14 protein-coding genes are annotated in these 17,165 nt (G+C 46.3%); all 14 read right to left on the bottom strand.

Annotation, left to right across the window (positions count from 1 at the left end; genetic code table 11):
- Positions 1-6 precede the first annotated feature (6 nt).
- Positions 7-1,059, bottom strand: coding sequence for an ATP-grasp domain-containing protein (locus OB236_RS18535; protein ID WP_262685337.1), 1,053 nt, complete (start codon positions 1,057-1,059; stop codon positions 7-9).
- Positions 1,056-1,892 carry an HAD family hydrolase gene (locus OB236_RS18530; protein ID WP_262685336.1) on the bottom strand — a complete coding sequence of 279 codons (837 nt, stop codon included), beginning with the start codon at positions 1,890-1,892 and terminating at the stop codon, positions 1,056-1,058. The genes OB236_RS18535 and OB236_RS18530 overlap by 4 nt, the downstream gene beginning before the upstream one ends.
- Positions 1,889-3,037 carry a cysteine protease StiP family protein gene (locus OB236_RS18525; protein ID WP_262685335.1) on the bottom strand — a complete coding sequence of 383 codons (1,149 nt, stop codon included), beginning with the start codon at positions 3,035-3,037 and terminating at the stop codon, positions 1,889-1,891. The genes OB236_RS18530 and OB236_RS18525 overlap by 4 nt, the downstream gene beginning before the upstream one ends.
- Positions 3,034-4,461 (bottom strand): phosphoribosyltransferase family protein, encoded by a 1,428-nt coding sequence (locus tag OB236_RS18520; protein ID WP_262685334.1) that lies wholly within the window; start codon positions 4,459-4,461, stop codon positions 3,034-3,036. The genes OB236_RS18525 and OB236_RS18520 overlap by 4 nt, the downstream gene beginning before the upstream one ends.
- Positions 4,394-5,608, bottom strand: a complete 1,215-nt coding sequence (locus OB236_RS18515) for an HpcH/HpaI aldolase/citrate lyase family protein (protein WP_262685333.1) — start codon at positions 5,606-5,608, stop codon at positions 4,394-4,396. The genes OB236_RS18520 and OB236_RS18515 overlap by 68 nt, the downstream gene beginning before the upstream one ends.
- 94 nt (positions 5,609-5,702) lie before the next feature.
- Positions 5,703-6,485 carry a TerC family protein gene (locus OB236_RS18510; RefSeq protein WP_076233960.1) on the bottom strand — a complete coding sequence of 261 codons (783 nt, stop codon included), beginning with the start codon at positions 6,483-6,485 and terminating at the stop codon, positions 5,703-5,705.
- Between the two features lie 25 nt (positions 6,486-6,510).
- Positions 6,511-7,893, bottom strand: coding sequence for a TerD family protein (locus OB236_RS18505; protein WP_262685332.1), 1,383 nt, complete (start codon positions 7,891-7,893; stop codon positions 6,511-6,513).
- A 36-nt stretch (positions 7,894-7,929) separates the two neighbouring features.
- Positions 7,930-8,511, bottom strand: coding sequence for a TerD family protein (locus OB236_RS18500; protein WP_262685331.1), 582 nt, complete (start codon positions 8,509-8,511; stop codon positions 7,930-7,932).
- Positions 8,512-8,616: 105 nt separating this feature from the next.
- Positions 8,617-9,192: a TerD family protein gene (locus tag OB236_RS18495; RefSeq protein ID WP_262685330.1), complete on the bottom strand. Its 576-nt coding sequence runs from the start codon at positions 9,190-9,192 to the stop codon at positions 8,617-8,619.
- A gap of 56 nt (positions 9,193-9,248) precedes the next feature.
- Positions 9,249-9,839, bottom strand: coding sequence for a TerD family protein (locus OB236_RS18490; RefSeq protein WP_262685329.1), 591 nt, complete (start codon positions 9,837-9,839; stop codon positions 9,249-9,251).
- A 76-nt stretch (positions 9,840-9,915) separates the two neighbouring features.
- On the bottom strand, positions 9,916-10,362 hold the full coding sequence (locus OB236_RS18485; protein ID WP_076234052.1) for a tellurite resistance TerB family protein: 447 nt from the start codon (positions 10,360-10,362) through the stop codon (positions 9,916-9,918).
- 227 nt (positions 10,363-10,589) lie between these two features.
- A complete protein-coding gene (locus OB236_RS18480) occupies positions 10,590-11,483 on the bottom strand; it encodes a nucleoside hydrolase (protein ID WP_262685328.1) in 894 nt (297 codons plus the stop codon).
- Between the two features lie 59 nt (positions 11,484-11,542).
- Complete coding sequence (locus tag OB236_RS18475) at positions 11,543-13,906, bottom strand: helix-turn-helix domain-containing protein (RefSeq protein WP_262685327.1); 2,364 nt, start codon at positions 13,904-13,906, stop codon at positions 11,543-11,545.
- A 118-nt stretch (positions 13,907-14,024) separates the two neighbouring features.
- Positions 14,025-17,147 carry a glycosyl hydrolase gene (locus OB236_RS18470; RefSeq protein WP_262685326.1) on the bottom strand — a complete coding sequence of 1,041 codons (3,123 nt, stop codon included), beginning with the start codon at positions 17,145-17,147 and terminating at the stop codon, positions 14,025-14,027.
- Positions 17,148-17,165: the final 18 nt, after the last annotated feature.

The following is a 17,165-nucleotide window of genomic DNA, read 5'->3' as shown; positions in this document are numbered from 1 at the left end:
CAATAATTATATAGACTTTTCCAGCTCCGGCTGTGCAGCTTCGCTTGTCATTAGCACGATCGGCTGCTCAACATAACTCGCTGTAATTCCCAGCTGCGGGACTGGAATGGCAACAGCCTCGCCCAGCACCGCTTTAACGGCCAAATAAGGAATATTGACTCCAGACAAGCACGTAATGTAAAGTCCGCCGGACATTCTTGGGTTAATCTCGAGCAATTTGGGAATACCATTATTGTATTTCACCTGAATGTTATATACATAAGGTATCCGATATTCCGCGGCGAATCGTCTTGAGATTTCAAGCAGCTCCGGCACATCCTCCAATAAGTAGAGACGCCCAGCCTCCTTGCGGCGTGGTATGGCAGCTTGCAGTTCACCGTCTGCTGAAGCCAGACAATCAATGCTGTATTCGTTGCCCTCCAGCAGCTCCATCACCATAATATCCTCAAAGGTCTCCTGGGAGGAAAAGGCTTCATAAGCCTGCTCGAAGGTGATATTTAAATTCACCCATCCATACAGCTCCTCCAGCCGATTCTGCTCCTCTACGATGATCCGAAAGCCCATACCGCCTTCTGCATTTGTTGGTTTGAAGCATACCTTCAGCCCTTTGGAAGTTAAGCTTTCATAAGCTTCTTTAAAGGCCACAGCCGTATTAACGACATAATACTCGGGAATCTCCACGATCTGTTTACCACGTACGGATTCATAAAATAAATCCTTTTCCATCAGATTCTCCATTAACTCGGTATCGCGGCAAAGCATGACCTTGGTGCCAATTTGATCAAACAGATCCACATACTTGGCGATTTCCAGCATCTTCAACCGAGGTATGAATACATCGATTCGATGGCGCTTGCAGAAGGACAGGCAAAACTCCACATATTCAAACCCTTCCAGTACTGGCTCCGTTTCTGCATGATCGCAAGCCTGTAAGGACATATGCTGAATATTGGGATGCGTCCCATACAATTCGAATCGTTCACCATAAGGGTTGTTACGGATCATATTCATATAATGATAAGCTACTGAAAACCAGCGATTAAACCAAATCCGCTTCATACTACGCCTTCTTTCTTCTCATAGATGGTTCCGTTCCTGTATGAGTGCCGTTCCAATACTTGCTCTAAAAGCTCTTCAGAGGCATAGATTCCTGGAAGCTGAGTGTACGTGATATGCGGATGCTTCGGATAATGCTTGAATAATTCTCCATGTCTAGGTGCTATGGCTTCATCTGCCGCTAGCAGCAGACTTTCATCCAATAAAGAATCGCCCGCGGCTATAACATGTGAGGCTCCCAGCCTCTCCTTGAGATGAAGCATCGCAGCGCCTTTGCTTAATGCAGCGGGCACCAGATATATTTTTCTGCCCTGGATCGACAGATTCCAGCCCAGCTCTGCAATGACCGCCCGAAAATCATCAAGCTCTGGCTGCGGAATCTTGTCCCGCACGATGACTAGCGAATAAAACAGATCATCGGCGTATTTTTCTGTCAGCACCCACTCCGGGGTTGCGATCCGATCCCAATGTTGTTTAATATCTGCAGCCGGTGCACTGGAACGGGCAACTGCCGCGGTTACCGTTTGCTTCCAATGCTCATCAGCTTGCCCATTGACCAGAATCGTTCCACCATTGCTCGTAATTGCATAGTTCGGCCTTACCGTGTCCTTGAATACAAAAATACGTTCATACTGCACCACAGTCCGTGTCGTAACCGGAATAAACTGCATGCTCGCTGTTACTTGGGTTAGCAATTGTATGGCACGCTTTGTCATGAAGGAAATATATCTTTCCTCATACAGCTCAATAGGAACGGTCTGCTCCTGCGGCTTCAACGGCCCCATCGAGGCTTCCGAATAAATCAGGGTTTGATCCAAATCACTGGCAAATATCACGCTTCAACCTCCCCTTTGCGTAATGGCTTAATAATCCCGCAGCACGAATAAGTAAGATTCGGATACACTTCAACTGACACATCTCGATCCTCAGCCAACAGCAAAATGTGCCGGAGATTCGGATTGTCCAATCGGTCTACGAGAATTTTCCAAGGCACTCTACGCAGTAAGACACGGGTCGTCTCGCCTACTCCAGGTTTAACCAGATTCACATCATCAATGCCATAATCCTGTTGAATTCGCTTAATATCCTGGATTCCTTTCCACGTCGCTTCCGTTTGCTCTGGATGAAGCTCGAAGAACGAGGCTGTTTCCTTGGCAGTGGCTTCAATACGATTGAAGTAGCTGGATACCTTATCAATGAACAGATTGGATAAATCCTTGGACAGCCACTCCTTATAAAATTTCGCTCCGTGGAAATCATTCGGACCAATCAGATCATCCCGTAGTACCGTTCTGCTCATTAATCCGGATACGGTCGAGTTCAGACAAGCACTCGGTATCAAGAAATCCTCACGGGTACCAAAGGTTTCCGAGCAATAACCCGGGTCCGCGAGCACAGCGAGATCATCATTCAAGCTGACACCATACTTATCCTTCATATGTGCGCAGGCATCGACCAGTACCTTGCGAATTGCGCCCTTCCCTGTCCACCCATCAACAAACTGGATCTCATGGTCAGGATGCTTGTACAGCATATATCGAATCGCATTTTCATCAATACCTTTACCACGAATAATCGAAATACTGTAATGAGGCATATCGATATGATGCACCTCTTGTATATACCGCTTGATTAAGATTCCGATTGGAGTGCCAGCACGCGCCAAAGAAGCCAACACCGTATGCTTGCCGCGCTTTCTAAGGATCAATTCAGCCACGACACCTGCCGCGGTCGCTACCTTCTCAGCAGACTCTTCAAGCGTATCGTGGAACAGCTGGATGTAATCATCTGTAGGCTGGTACTCCACTGGAAGCATTTCAGAGTAATGCACACCAGACTGAATCGCCTCTTCACGATCCTCGGTCCCTCTTTCAAGCGTAATGTCGCTTAAATCCTTTAACAGAAACTGCACATCTGTTGGGCTGTAGCTGCCAACTGCCGACGGAGCTTGAATCTCCTTGGCAAATAACTCTGTTTTCATGAGGTTAGCTCCTTATCTACTTCGTTCACAGGTGGGCTAAAATAAACAAGATGAATATGCGGTGTATGCGTACGTCGTAAAGCCTCAACAAAAGGTCTCTCTGCTTCAGAGGAAGCTTCCCTTTCCATAAAAACAAATAGCTCATCATAATGACCAGGAGGAATATTATACAGGAAATTCATCACAGCCGGATCTTCAGGAGAGGTATAGGCATCCCGATATCGAATCGCATAACCGACTTCTTGGCTGGGGTGGATTGGACTGCGTGTGGTAGATTGATAGAGGATTCCATCGCCCATAGCAGCAGCAATTCGCATCGGCACATACATAAATTCGCCAGTGCCGATACATAAGGTATTTGCACCTGTTCTAAGTGATCCCAGGAAGGCTGCGGACTGTTGAACCTGCTTATCCAGCAATGAATTGTCCCCATATTGAAGCCCAAATCTGCCTGTCAGGCTCACATAAGGATTCAAGTTCACATCACCTAACGAATTACCCGAGCTTACCTCCATATGGTCAAAGTCATTGTACACATAGTGCTTCGTAATTGTTGAAGGCTCGGCTGCTGCATTCATAGAAGGTGCGGCCTCATCCATGTATTCAATAGAGCTGCCATGAACCTCGATCTGCCCCTCAATTAACGACAGGCACACAATTTCAATATCCAGCTCGGCCTCGAGCATCGTAAATTGTTCCCGATCTGCATCCGATCTCCAATCGAGAAGACTGGCCACGATGTATTTGGAACGCGGAAATTTCATATGTAAATCGCGAATCATATTCAGTGCGGTTTTACCCGTCGTGATCTCATCGTCTACCAGGACGACCGGCTGCGTTCCTTGAAAAAAGCGTTCATCACGCGCATAGCAGCGGTGAGCTGTTGCGTGTGAATGCTCCTCTTCAAAGCTAAGAATGGAATCCAGCTCTCTGATTGATTCTCGTGTTGTGTGCAAATATCGGGTAGGTCCACTAAATACTTCATACATGCTATGGCCCAAAGCTGTAGCCGTCTCCGCAAAGCCTATGAAGAGGTGCGGCTGGTCAATAAGCAATGGACTTCTTTTTAAGCTGGCATACACATCTGCTGCATAGACCGCAGGATTGCGAATCGCTTGAACAATTTCCGGTAGATCCACGGACACCGGACCTCCACTTTCTTGCTGCAGCAGTACGGCCAGGGCAGCTCCCCCAAGTAAAGATACGTGCGGATTAACAGGAATGTGCTTGCCCAATACTTTGCTGACGAACAAAAAGCTTCTTTTTTTATTAATTCTGGCTGCCATCAAAAATAGCTCGTCCATCGGTAGATTCAGAGGATTGCTCGTGACATGAACAATAACCTCTAATTGATCTTTAATTTTGTACGTATGCTTGCTCTTGACCGATTCGGACGAGCAAGGAATTGAAGTTTTGATTTTCATGAAACACCCCATATACTTTTGATCTGTTCATAATCCGCTGCGCCCAATTCAGATGGGGTTTCATTTCGTTCATTTTATTTGCGTACTGGCTCTTCATTACACCGAGATAACCATTATTATTGGCGATGATGGAGGTGGCGTCCATATATTCTTCGTGACTGACGACAAGAAGTGCTTGAACAAGTGTAATATGCGTGGGGTGAATGATTGTTTTACCTATAAGTCCATTTTCTTTATCCAATGCGATTTCACGAAGCAAACCATCAGTCTGGCGATTGACGACTTGTACTTTGACCCTGCGACCCTTCCGCCCCATTGCATCCTCAAACAGGTTTTGCTGGACACTCTGCTTCAGAGATCGATCACTTTTGAAATACTCCCACACAGGGCCGGAAATCACATATCCATCCTCAATGCGTCCAAAAACATTAATAATATCCATAATGCAATCCCTGATGACTCCCAAATCGTAGATCGTCATATCCGAGCTTCTCCGAATGCCGAACAAACTTGAGAAATCCGTCGCGCCAATCCGGATATTGAGAATGTATGCCTTGAATGGCTCCAGCAGCTTTTTGATCGTCAGTAACGTCTCCAGCCTGCTCTCCCGATAAATCACAGCAGCTGTTTCAAGTATAGGCATTCCGTATAACACGGCTGCAGACGGTGCTTTGTACCGATTGTAATCCATAAGAAGTTGGAGATAATGATGAGCATTATCAACCGTAAACTTAGGAAATACAAACCCGGTAAGCAAAGCGGCATCTTCCTGGAGCATTGTCAATATTTTGCTCATTTGCTCTGGAGAGCGTACACGTATGAACAGCAGCGGCAGGCTGTGTGTCAGCAGAGTGCCAAGTCGAATCCAGGCAGATAACCGATGTAATTGCTGGATCAGGCATTCCTCGGCAAGCTCTACCTGATGATCTCCTACGGCATCCTCCAGGTCTAACACAAGAGAGGTCAATCCTTCATGTTTACCGGAAACAATATCATCCGCAATCGTAAGCCTTGTGGCTGGTGTATATAGAGCGGCTCCGACAGCAATAGATAACAATTCTTTATCTGATGTATTGTCAAAAGAGACCGGTGGTTCATAGAAGAGGAGCTGTTCCTCTTCTTCAGAGAGGTAATTAAAATAACGCATGCAATCGCTCCTCCATTTCTATTACACCTAATTTAAAACCTAATCTAAAATATCCTCCCGAAATTGGAAGGATATTCGCTTACTATAGCATCCATTAACTGGATTTAACCTCTTTGTTTCTTTTGTTCTTAATGGAGCTATAAATCATCGTTCCGCCAAAAATTGCGATGATCAACGAGAAGAAGTACACATGGGATACTTCGAATCCGAATGCGGCTGCAATCATCTTGGCTCCAATCACGATAATCAAGACAAACGCTGCTTTTTCAAGCTCTGGATACTTTTCAATGAGCTTGAGGAATAATTGTGCGACACCACGCATCATGAGCACTCCAAGAATACCGCCAAGGAACAATACCCATACCTGTTCACTAACTCCAAATGCAGCCAGAACGCTGTCAACACTAAAGGCAATATCCATCAATTCAACAGCAAAAACCGTTTTCCAGAAGCCTTGACCCTTGTTCTCCACTTCGCCTTCTTCCTGCTCGGCTTTTTTACCGATATAAGGAAGAATCCCATACATTTTAAATTCAAGATGAAATAAATTACTAAACGCGATCCAGAGCAGATAAATACCGCCTGCAACCTTAACCCAAGTAATTTTGACCAGGAACGTACCAATTCCAATAGCGAGAAAACGAAATATATAGGCTCCAATGATCCCATAGAACAAAGCTTTCTTTTGCTGTTCTTTCGGTAAATGTTTTACCATTACAGCAAGTACTAATGCATTATCGGCAGACAGTAATCCTTCTAAAATGATCAGTGTCCCAATAATTCCCCAGTTAACCGGATCTGAAAGTGTTGCAACAATACCAGCCCAACTAAAAAAGGAACTGAAATTCGCAATAAAGCTACTTATAAAATCTGACAAACTCTACCCCCCCTTTAACTAACAACTATTTGGAACCAGCAACCCATCTCAAGCCCCATTTATAAGCTTCATCCATCTTAGCATGACCCGCATAATAGGAGACCAGTTTTTCAATGCTCAAGGTTTGGTCATTCACATTTTGAATCAATGCAATGGCACACATACCTTTATTTTTCTCATGCTCATCCATCCGGACCTCGATATCGGGACCGCCGCTTTGCTTGATCGTGACGACGCCGTTGGCTTCCGCCCAGTTGGCTGCTCCTTCATAGATAAAGGCAAATACGAGAATCCGTTTGAATTCCTTCAGCATATTTCCATTAATCCGCAAATTTTCGCCGGATTTCACCGTACCCGTCCGATCATCTCCATCGAGGGAAATATAGGGCGCACGCGTAAGCGAACCAAAGGAATTACCCAATGCCTGTACAACACCCTTGCTTCCATTCTTTAATTCATACAAGCAGGCCAAATCCAGATCCAGATTGCTGCTGCCACCGAACCAACCGGATTTTTTCTTCTGGTCCCAGTTCAGATTGACGAGAATCTCACCAAGTGAGCCGGAATTTTTTTGAAGATTAATCGTATCTCCGCGTTTTTTCAGCTCGATTTTGTTCAAGTTGATCGGATTGGCTGCTGGTGGTACGGTTGGTGCTGGCGGTATCTGTGCAGGCTCCCTAGAAGGCCGATTCAAATTAAGCGGCTGCTGCTGTGGCGGGTTATTGGGCTGCTGGCTGGGCCTGTTCAGATTCAGCGGCGGGTTATTAGCGGGCGGCTTATCTGCTTGAACAATTGGCGGCGGTTGAGGTGTCGGCGGTGTTGGTGCTTTGATCTCTTCTTCCTTCACCTCAATACCAAAGCTATTGCACAACGCTCCCAGGCCACCAGAATAACCGGAACCGATCGCATTGAACTTCCAATCGCTGTTGTATCTATATAATTCTCCTACGACAACGGCCGTTTCGACGGAGAAATCTTTCCCCAGGTTGTAGCGAAGCAACTCGCTGCCAGACGCAGGATCCATGATACGAATGTAAGCATCGTCTACTTGAGCGAAATTTTGTTTTCTTTTCTCTCCCTCATAGACAGTCAAGGTAAAAGCAATCTTGGAATATTGTGCAGGTACATTTCCCAATTGAATCGTGACCTGCTCCCGGTCAGTTAGTCCCGCCATATTCCGCTTATCACCTGTTGTCAGGGAAACCGCATGATTAGCTCCTACAGGATTTCCATAGAAAATAAGGTCTTCATCACGTGAAACCTTCCCATTAGCCCCCAGCACAAATGCGGAAAAATCAAGATCCACACCATTCGCATTACGCCAACCCATACCAATTATAACTTGAGTTAACGAAGGGTTGTTTTTAGTCAGATCGGCTTTCTGACCCTTAACTACTGAGATCGCCATGACTACACACCTTTCTTACGTTTTAAGTTACGAAGCTTAGTTGGCGTCAAGGCCGTAGTTTTTGCAAAGGGCAGCTAGGCCACCAGAGAAACCGGAACCGATTGCCTGGAACTTCCAATCCGATCCCTGGCGATATAATTCACAGATGACTACTGCGGTTTCAACGGAGAAATCTTCTCCCAGATCATAACGCAGCACTTCTCTGCCATTGGATTCATCTACGATGCGAACAAACGCATTGGAAACCTGTCCAAAGTTTTGTGAGCGGGCTTGTGCATCATGAATCGTTACGGTAATCCCGACTCTTTCAACATTAGCAGGCACTAATGAGAAATCCATAATGATTTGCTCATCATCGCCGTCACCTTCACCTGTACGGTTATCGCCTGTATGCACAACAGAGCCATTAGGTGTTTTCGGATTGTTATAGAATACGAAGTCATCTACGCCTTTGGCTTTACCATCCTGATAGAGCATAAATGCTGAAGCATCAAGGTCAAAGTCACTACCGCCGTTATATTTATTCGTATCCCAGCCTAAACCAACAATAACTTTGGTCAGTCCTGGATTCGTTTTGGTAAGATCAATTCGTTGTCCTTTGGATAAGCTGATTGTCATGTGGATATCTCCCTCCGAATTTAGGTATCACCGTTATTTACAATAAGCCGCCTTTACAAGGCGGCTTATTGTCCATGTCATGGCATACATGAGCAGGATTATTGTTTATGCAAGCCCAAAGTCACGTACCAAGCCGTTTAAGCCGTCTTTGTAGCCACTGCCGATAGCACTGAATTTCCATTCACCGTTATTACGGTACAATTCAGCAACGACGATTGCCGTTTCGACGGAGAAATCTTCTCCCAGATCGTAACGAATCAATTCTTCATTGCTTTCTTCGTTCACAATACGCGCATAAGCGTTGGAGACTTGTCCAAAGTTTTGGTTGCGCTCTTGAGCTTCATGAATCGTAATGCAAATTGAAATTTTCTCGACGTTTGCAGGAACTGAAGCCAAATCAACTTTGATTTGCTCATCGTCTCCGTCGCCTTCGCCAGTTTTATTATCTCCTGTATGTACAACGGAACCATTCTCGTTTTTCGGGTTGTTGTAGAAAATAAAATCTTTCTCGGACCCGGCTTTACCGGAAGCATTCAAAGTAAACACGGAAGCGTCCAAGTCAAAAGCGGTACCGCCATCGTATTTGTTCGTATCCCATCCTAAACCGATAAGCACCTTAGTCATGCCTGGATTGGTTTTTGTCAGATCAATCTTTTGTCCCTTAGTTAAGCTGATTGCCATAATAAAATTCGCCTCACTTTTCTATAATTTTAGGTTTGGTGTTGCTTGTACAAAGATTATGTGTAGCGTCTGGCCAACAAGTCGATATGTGCGGCTAGCTCGCCTTCGCCAATTGCATTAAATTTCCATTCGCCGTTATTACGGTAAATTTCACCAACAATCAATGCTGTTTTGCCAGCATAGCTCTCGGTCAAATTAAAACGTACCAGCTCCTGATCATTCGTATGGTTAAATACACGAATATAGGCGGACTTAATCATGCCAAAGTCCTGTTTACGGGCTTCGCAGTCATAAATATTAACGACCATCAAAATTTTCTGTACGTGAGCAGGTACTCTGGCCAGATCAACAACGATTTGCTCATCGTCGCCATCACCTTCACCTGTCGTATTATCTCCGGAGTGAACAACAGAACCGCATGCACTTGTTTTGTTATAAAAGCACACCAAATCCTCTTTCTTCTCCAGCTTGTTGTTTGCATTCAACAGTAGGGCTGAAGCATCACAATCAATAGCAGGCTTTTTGCCGCCAAAGAAGCTTTTCTTCTGTTCGATCGCATCCCATCCAAGCCCAACAACAACTTTGGATAAGCCTGCATGTCCTTTTGTTAAATCAATTTTCTGACCTTTAACTAATGAAATGGACATTCATCAGTACCTCCATTCGCTTGATCTCAATCTTTCACCAGTAATACGGCATTCGCCTATAGTTGGTTTCAAGATTTTACAAACCAAATTCTCCGGAGCTCAGTCCCAGTACCTTACAAATGTCGCGAACTGCATTTTTTTCTGTTTCGTCAAAATCACCATCGGCTGCACCGATCGCGCAGCATACCCCTACAATAACACGGCCGATCTCCGGCTTGGAATTGAACGGAGCAATCGCTCTCAGAGCTTCCTGCTTACCAATGGTTACATCAAAATCCATATTGCCGGCATAATGATTAAACCGATTGATAACATCCGTCATGTTGTATACTTTCAACTCTTCACTATGACTTAAGTAACCGGCCATCTTTTGCTTCTCGGCTGCAGAGATGTTTCCATCAGCTGAAGCTACTACAGCGCATCCGGCAACTATGGCTTCGAGAAGATCCTTGTTTTTATACTTCTTGACAGAATCCTGTAAACTGGTTTTACCCTTGGATAACCAATTTTGAAACGAGTTCATTGCACTCATGTTTGTTTCCTCCATTTTTAATAAGGTTATGTTACCCATTTTCCAATATCTAATAACAAACAGATGGTGCGATCATAGCTTTCCACCTTTTCCCTACTATTAACTTTATACATATCCCTAAAATTTTGCAAGTTTCGATAGGATTCCTTAATCACACAAAAAAGATGACACCAAAAGCATTGTCATCTTTCATTATCGTACGATAATATGAAATTTAATCAATCTTCATTTGAGCTGCGGGCAAAACGGGCAATTTTAGCGAAAAAATCCTCCAAAATAAACCGCGGATCTACCGTCTCGTATACTTTAATCGCCCGATGCCGGCCATTATGGATGTAATGCATCTGCGGATCAATCTCCGGTGCCGGCCGCCATTCCGATCTGCCGCCCTCAGGATACATGATCAGCCCGATCACAGGCGAATCTCCCAATGAGCGGTATTCGATAGCTTCTTTTTTCCTGCTGTTGTATTCCAGCAGCTGTTCGACCAGATAGGCACCGATCCTGCCGTGTGGATATACCTTTTCAATCAGCTCCGAATGACTGACAGGCATCATCCGATACGCATTATAGGGAACCTGCCATACCTCAAGCCTTGATTTAAAAACAACACTGGCCGCATGGATATCATTGGCCAGATTATACTCTCTGCCACCTGCGGGCCACGTATAACCACCAATCCAGATGACGCGAATATTACGACCCTCGATAGCCGGCTCCAGCAGTAAAGCTGACGCCATATCGGTCAAGGGTCCGCAGAAAGCGATGTTCAGCGTCCGGTCGTCGTCCTTGAGCGCTTCTTCTATAATAAGGCGTGCTCCCGCTGAATCGACCGGCGTAAGCTCGTCCGGCATCGGATGCGGTGCTCCGTTCTCGGCTCTTATGCTGCCTTCCAGTCCCATCAGCCGCAGCAGCAAATCGATTTCTCCCCTGCTGTCCAGCATGCTTGTTTGCGAAATTTTGTCCCCAAAATGGGCTGCTATAATTCCATGAAGCTCAAAGGATGGAGTCAAAATGCCATGAACGATGGCGTACTGATCATCTGCCTCTGCCTTTGTGTCCGTGTTGATAATCACGCGCAGCTTTTTATGTTGTGGGTAATCAAATTCCATCAGAATACCTCCATGTCGGACAGGCCGCCCGTCACACTCGACTGAACACTGCAGCCAGCCTAATCGGTTTTTTTATACAAAGTGCGATATTCGTTCGGTGAGATGCCTTCTACTTTTTTGAACACTCGCAAAAACGTGGTCCGGCTGTGAATACCAATACTTTCAGCAATATCATTGACCTTCATCTCGGTCCGGGTCAGCAGCTCTTTGGCTTTTTCAATACGCACCTGATTGATATAATCGGTCAAATATACGCCGGTTTTATCTTTAAATACTCGAGACACGTATTTCACGGAAACGCCCATTTCATCGGCTATTTGCTCCAAGCCCAGATCCTGTGTGTAATGCTCCTGAATATATTTTTCGATAAGCGAGACGAGGTTGCCCGATCTTTGACCTTTTTGCGCTTTGGTCACTTCAATAATTCGGGCGTAAAATGCCTGAATGATCTGCTGCAGCTCCTCCTTCGTTCCGGTCAGCGTATCCCCAATTGCGGGACTTGTGAACTGCTGAAGCTGTTGATCCATCTCCAGAAACGTAACATTACGGCCTTTTTCCGCTAAAAAGCGGACACCAGTTACATACATTTCTTTAAACAGTTGCCCCATATGCTCATAGGACATGCTGCGTCGCATATTATTTTCGACAATTTCCTCAAGCACAGTACTTACGGCTGATTCGTCGCCCAGCTTCAAATAATTTAATAGCTTCTGCTCGTCGTACAACGAATATTGGTAGCTGTTGCGGATTGACATGTGGCTGGAATCGACAATCTGAAACCTTTTTTCTTTATTACGTTTGCCAAGCGCCGTCATCGCCTCATTGTAAGAAGTGCCGATATCATTGACGTTTGTGTAAAAGGTACCGATTCCTATCGTGATATCGTAATACATCCGTATGTCATATTCGAAAATTCCGAGCATCCGGTTAAAAGCCTCGTACAGCAATTCCGTTTCCTGTGCTTCATCCACATTCACAAGCCCGACGAACAGATGCATCCGGTGCTCCAGTACGTAAGCAGGCAGGTCACGACCGAGCAGGGACCAGATGATTTTTTTAATTCCATTGATTACATAGATCCGTTCGGTATCCTGAATATCCTCGTAAAAGGCCTCTTTAAAATCAAAATGGACCGAGCAGCATATAAATCCCGCACGCGTGAAGCCGAAGTCTGCCTTCAAGGTTTCTCGTAATATTTCCTCCTGATTCAAGGTGTGACCTTTAAGCAGAAACAGCAGCGAATACTCGACATACTCGCTTGTATGCTTGTCGTATTTAACCTTGTACTGCTGGTTGCTGTCGGAAAGACGGTCAATCCCTTGGCGGATCAGATCGAACTCATTGGAATGGATATTATCTGCATGATCTCCGCTTCCCAAATCGCTTTTCAAGGCAATCACATCACGAATGTTGCGAATCGGATTGTATATGCGAATGCTGAATACGAACGAAAAGATAATGCCCATCACAATCAACACGATAGATAACAGCACCGTCATTTGCAAAATATTAACCGTATGATGGTTGAATTCACTGAGTGGGGTGAACGAATAATATTCCCAACCATATAAATTGGACTTGATATGGGCAATCATATAGCGCTTTCCCTGTATCTCGATATCCTGCGCTCCGCCTTGTTCATGATAAGCAGGCAGCCAGGCCGATCTTTCCGGTGAGCCATCCATCAGTCCCTGCTCATCGTAAATAATCTGCTGATTCCCATCCAGCACCACAAAGTTAGTGGAATCAAAAACGGCATTACCCTTCAATGCATTGACGATCGCATTAACGGAAATATTGACGACCATCACTGCATTCTGATTCTGAATCCGGTTGGTCATGACGATAGGTACAACCTGTTTGATCGCCATCTGCTCCTGAATCACACTGGAAACCGGCAGCAGCTCTATGCTTTTGGTCGAGCTCCGTTTATTTATCCAAAATGCCGTGTCGTACTTCTCATACTTATAAATGTTATTGAAGTAGGAGTTAAACGTGTTAACGCCCGCACCGACGTAAACCTCCTGATTATCAATGTAAACAAAGGTTGAATCCGTAAAATTGCTAATAATGTTCTCGCTTCTTTGCAGAATACGCGGCAAGCGCCACAGCTCTGATTTGATGGTCAGGCTTTGTTGGTCCTTGGGAATAAGCAGATTCATGACGGTATAATCAAATAAAAAATTGATCCCCGTCTCCTGCGTCGTATTAATATACAAATCTATCGTATTCGCGGCAGATTCCAGATTGGTGGTAATCCGCTCGTTAAACTGATTTTTCATAATGCTGATCGAGTACGCATATTCGGACACGCCAATAATAATAATCGGAATCAAAAGAGACAGGAAATACGATAAAATTTTGAGAAATAATCGGTTCTGCTTGCTCTGGAATTGTTTGAATCGCATGATCCCGTTGTTCATCGTTGTTTCCTCTCTTTTGCTTCCGATGGCTGAATTGAAGTTGAAGTTCTCGGTGAACAAGCTGCCCTGCGCGGCCGAAACGTACCTCCAGGCTTGTGCTTACGAGGCCAGCTTGCAATTAATGGATTTGAACAATCTTGATTTGTTCAAACAAACCATAAGGCTGCACAATATAGCCGGGCGTGAATTCATTGCCCTCCCTGCGAAAGGAATCCCAGCCGATCATAGCTTGCCGTGATCCCCTCGCTTCATGAAAAGGTCCGAACATATTGCGCGGGCTGCCCATGACCTCGATCTCCAGCGCATTACTGCCAGCGTTCAGATAAGGGGTCAAATCGACTCCATCGGCGGCTTTCCAAGGCACGTGTCCGGCAGTAACTCCGTTCACTCGGATTTCCACAGTGACCGCAGAATGGTCACCCAGCAGCAGGACGGCTTTTCCCGTTTCATCGTCCGGTTGAATATAATCGACATGGTAAATCATGCTTCCATTATAATGATAATAGCCCTGCAAGCACCAATCTCCTGTACGGAGCGTGTCCAGTTCTTCTACGATGCTCCGCGACAAATTGACCGCAAAATCGCCGATCAGGTAGCAGTCCTCGATTTCCATCGCTTGCGTGTAGTCAGCATACAACTCCAGCTCGTTGCTGCCCTGCCTGATGCCAGGAAGTGTTATACAATCCATCGATCTATCAACGAACCAGCCCACAGCCTTATTGGAGATCTCGTGACCATTGAGCAGGATACGGAACTGCTGCGAGCCTTCCAGCACAAGCCGAATTTCTTGGGCAGGTAGATCCGTCACATCGAACCGCAGCCTGAACCCGACAGGTGTACCATTATGGGGGTGCTCTTCATGAATCCACTTGTATCTCTGCGTGATGCCATTATAATACACCTGTCGCATGCTTAATGTATCGCGGATTTCCCTTTGAGCAGACCACACCTGCATTTCCTCCGACCAATCACCGTCACCCATGCGGTACTCACATGTATCCAGAGTGAGCACATTAGGCATCGTCCTCGAAAAACGGAATTCAGGACCTGCCGCCGCGTAGAGAATTGGTTCAGACTGAGATTGTGATAACGCCTTTGGAGATGAAGCTGATGCATTCAAGGTGCTTGCGTCGACTGGGTGGATCATGTACAGCCTGGAAGCAGCAGCACCGAATTGGGCGTTAAAGCACATACGATCTTGTTCGATCCATGAATCGATCTCCGTAATCTGCCCGGTCAATGCGTCCCATTCTTCAACACGGCCTATCAGCTGAATATCGATACGCACCTCATAACCTTGATCACGATCATTATTGACGACGAACAGCGTATGTCCATCCTCAACCTCCTTGAACAAAATGAACAGCTCGGAAGCTTCAGCCGCATACCGATTATGAATTCGTACAGGCCGTGGTTGGATATCCTCCAGCTTCGCAATAACCTCCTCCGGTCTCGAAGCGATTGTGATGCCCGGATGGGCGTATAGGCCGATCAGCTCCTCGGATGGCTTGCCTTCGATCATAGTGGCGAATGGCGTCATCGCAACCACTTTGCCCCCCTGCTCCAGAAACTGGAGAAGCAGCTCATACGTGCTGTGCAGCATCGTGTGTACCGGCGGAATGACGGCAATCTCATAACCTGCCAGATTCACAAAAAGCTTGTTATCGCGAACCGCTCCTGTCTCAGCCATAATCGTCTCATCACCAAGATCAAAATCATAATGAGCTCCCAGCAAAATACGTAAAAAATCATTAAATTCAAACCCATACTGGTCAATAGCCGGAATGTCACGGTCCAGGCCGCGTTTTTTGCTTCCATAAGGATTGGTACCGAGCATCGACCAGGCGGTTGAAGCCGGATGCAGCACCAGAATATCCCTGACCGGCCGCCCTTCGCTCATAACCGAACCGATCCGGGCAAAATAATCTTCCATGATATAATTATATTTCCACCAGCTGTTCTGGTAATTAAAGACGGGAGGGTAATCTCTTTTGCGGCAGCCCTTTAATGAATACAAGGAAAGATGCTGGGATCTCAGGTTGATGCCCAGTACGTACTGCCAATCCCCAACCCATTTCTGGCCTTCGAAGGTGAATTCCCAGCCCGTGCAACCATACGTTTCAGAAATCGTAAACTTACGGCCGTATTGATTGGCAACGCTAGTACACTGCTTGACGGTTAAGTGCTCGTTGGTCTGCTCACAGAGCAGGTCGATTCCCGGAACATGCTGGTACCGATAATGCGGCATAATAGCTCCGCCGACCCGTGTCGCCACTCCGAGAGAGCCCTCCCACAAAAAGTGACCGGTAAAGGCAAGTCCGTTATCCTCGCACCAATCGCCTAACTGTTTGGAATACGACTCGCAAAATTTATCCGATACGGTCCGCCAGTAATCATGCCGTGCATGCGGGGACTGCTCTCCGTTAAAGAAAATGTAAGGCAGCAGCTCAAGAATATCATACCCGCGCTTGTCTGCGAAGTAGGCAGGAAACGTGGATGTCCATGGAATCCAGCCGCGCCCCGCCGTATAAGTGCTGTGCCGGTCATGCACACTGGGCTCGTCGGTAAAAATACCGGCAATCGTGCGGCCGAACTGCTCGCCAATTTCAGCTTTATAAACCTCATAGGTCGAATCAATAAAAGCACGGACCGTGTCAGGATTCATGCTGTCCGGCGGCGCCTGATCATTAAACCATTCACTTGGAGCTGATACCTCGACCCTGAATACGAGCAGCACTTCATCCTCGGCCAGTACTGCGGCTGTTTGGGGGGCTGGACCGGCTATCTCCGGCAGTTGAAGCTGCTCGCAGCGGAGCAGCTTCATATCATCGATTGCCGCCTTGAATACGGCGACAATGGCACCGTCAGGCTGGAAGGAGCCCCGTGCTACTTCGATTGTCAACCCTTTGGAACGGTGCTCATCCCCTATAGCCGGAACCTGTCCTCCCGCAGAGCCTGAAGGCCAGCGATCCTCATCATACAGCCACGCCTTCATCCCCTGTTGTTCCGCTTGAGCCACCGACTCACGAATGGCTTCCATCCATTCGGGTCCCATATAAGGCGTTTCCAGCCCGTCACGCGAATGCATGAAAAAGCCACCCATGCCCTGAGCCTTCATATCCTTAATTTGCCGCGTCAGCTCTTCCTGCTGCAATTCATCATTCCAGGCCCAAAAAGGCAATGAACGGTATTCCGCAGGCGGCTGATTAAACCGTTCTCTCAATTCAGGCAAAGTTGCCATATGGGTAGACCTCCTAAA

This window comes from Paenibacillus baimaensis (assembly GCF_025567575.1).
The sequence above is the reverse complement of the archived record's forward strand: the minus strand, read 5'-3'. Positions and strand labels throughout refer to the sequence as shown.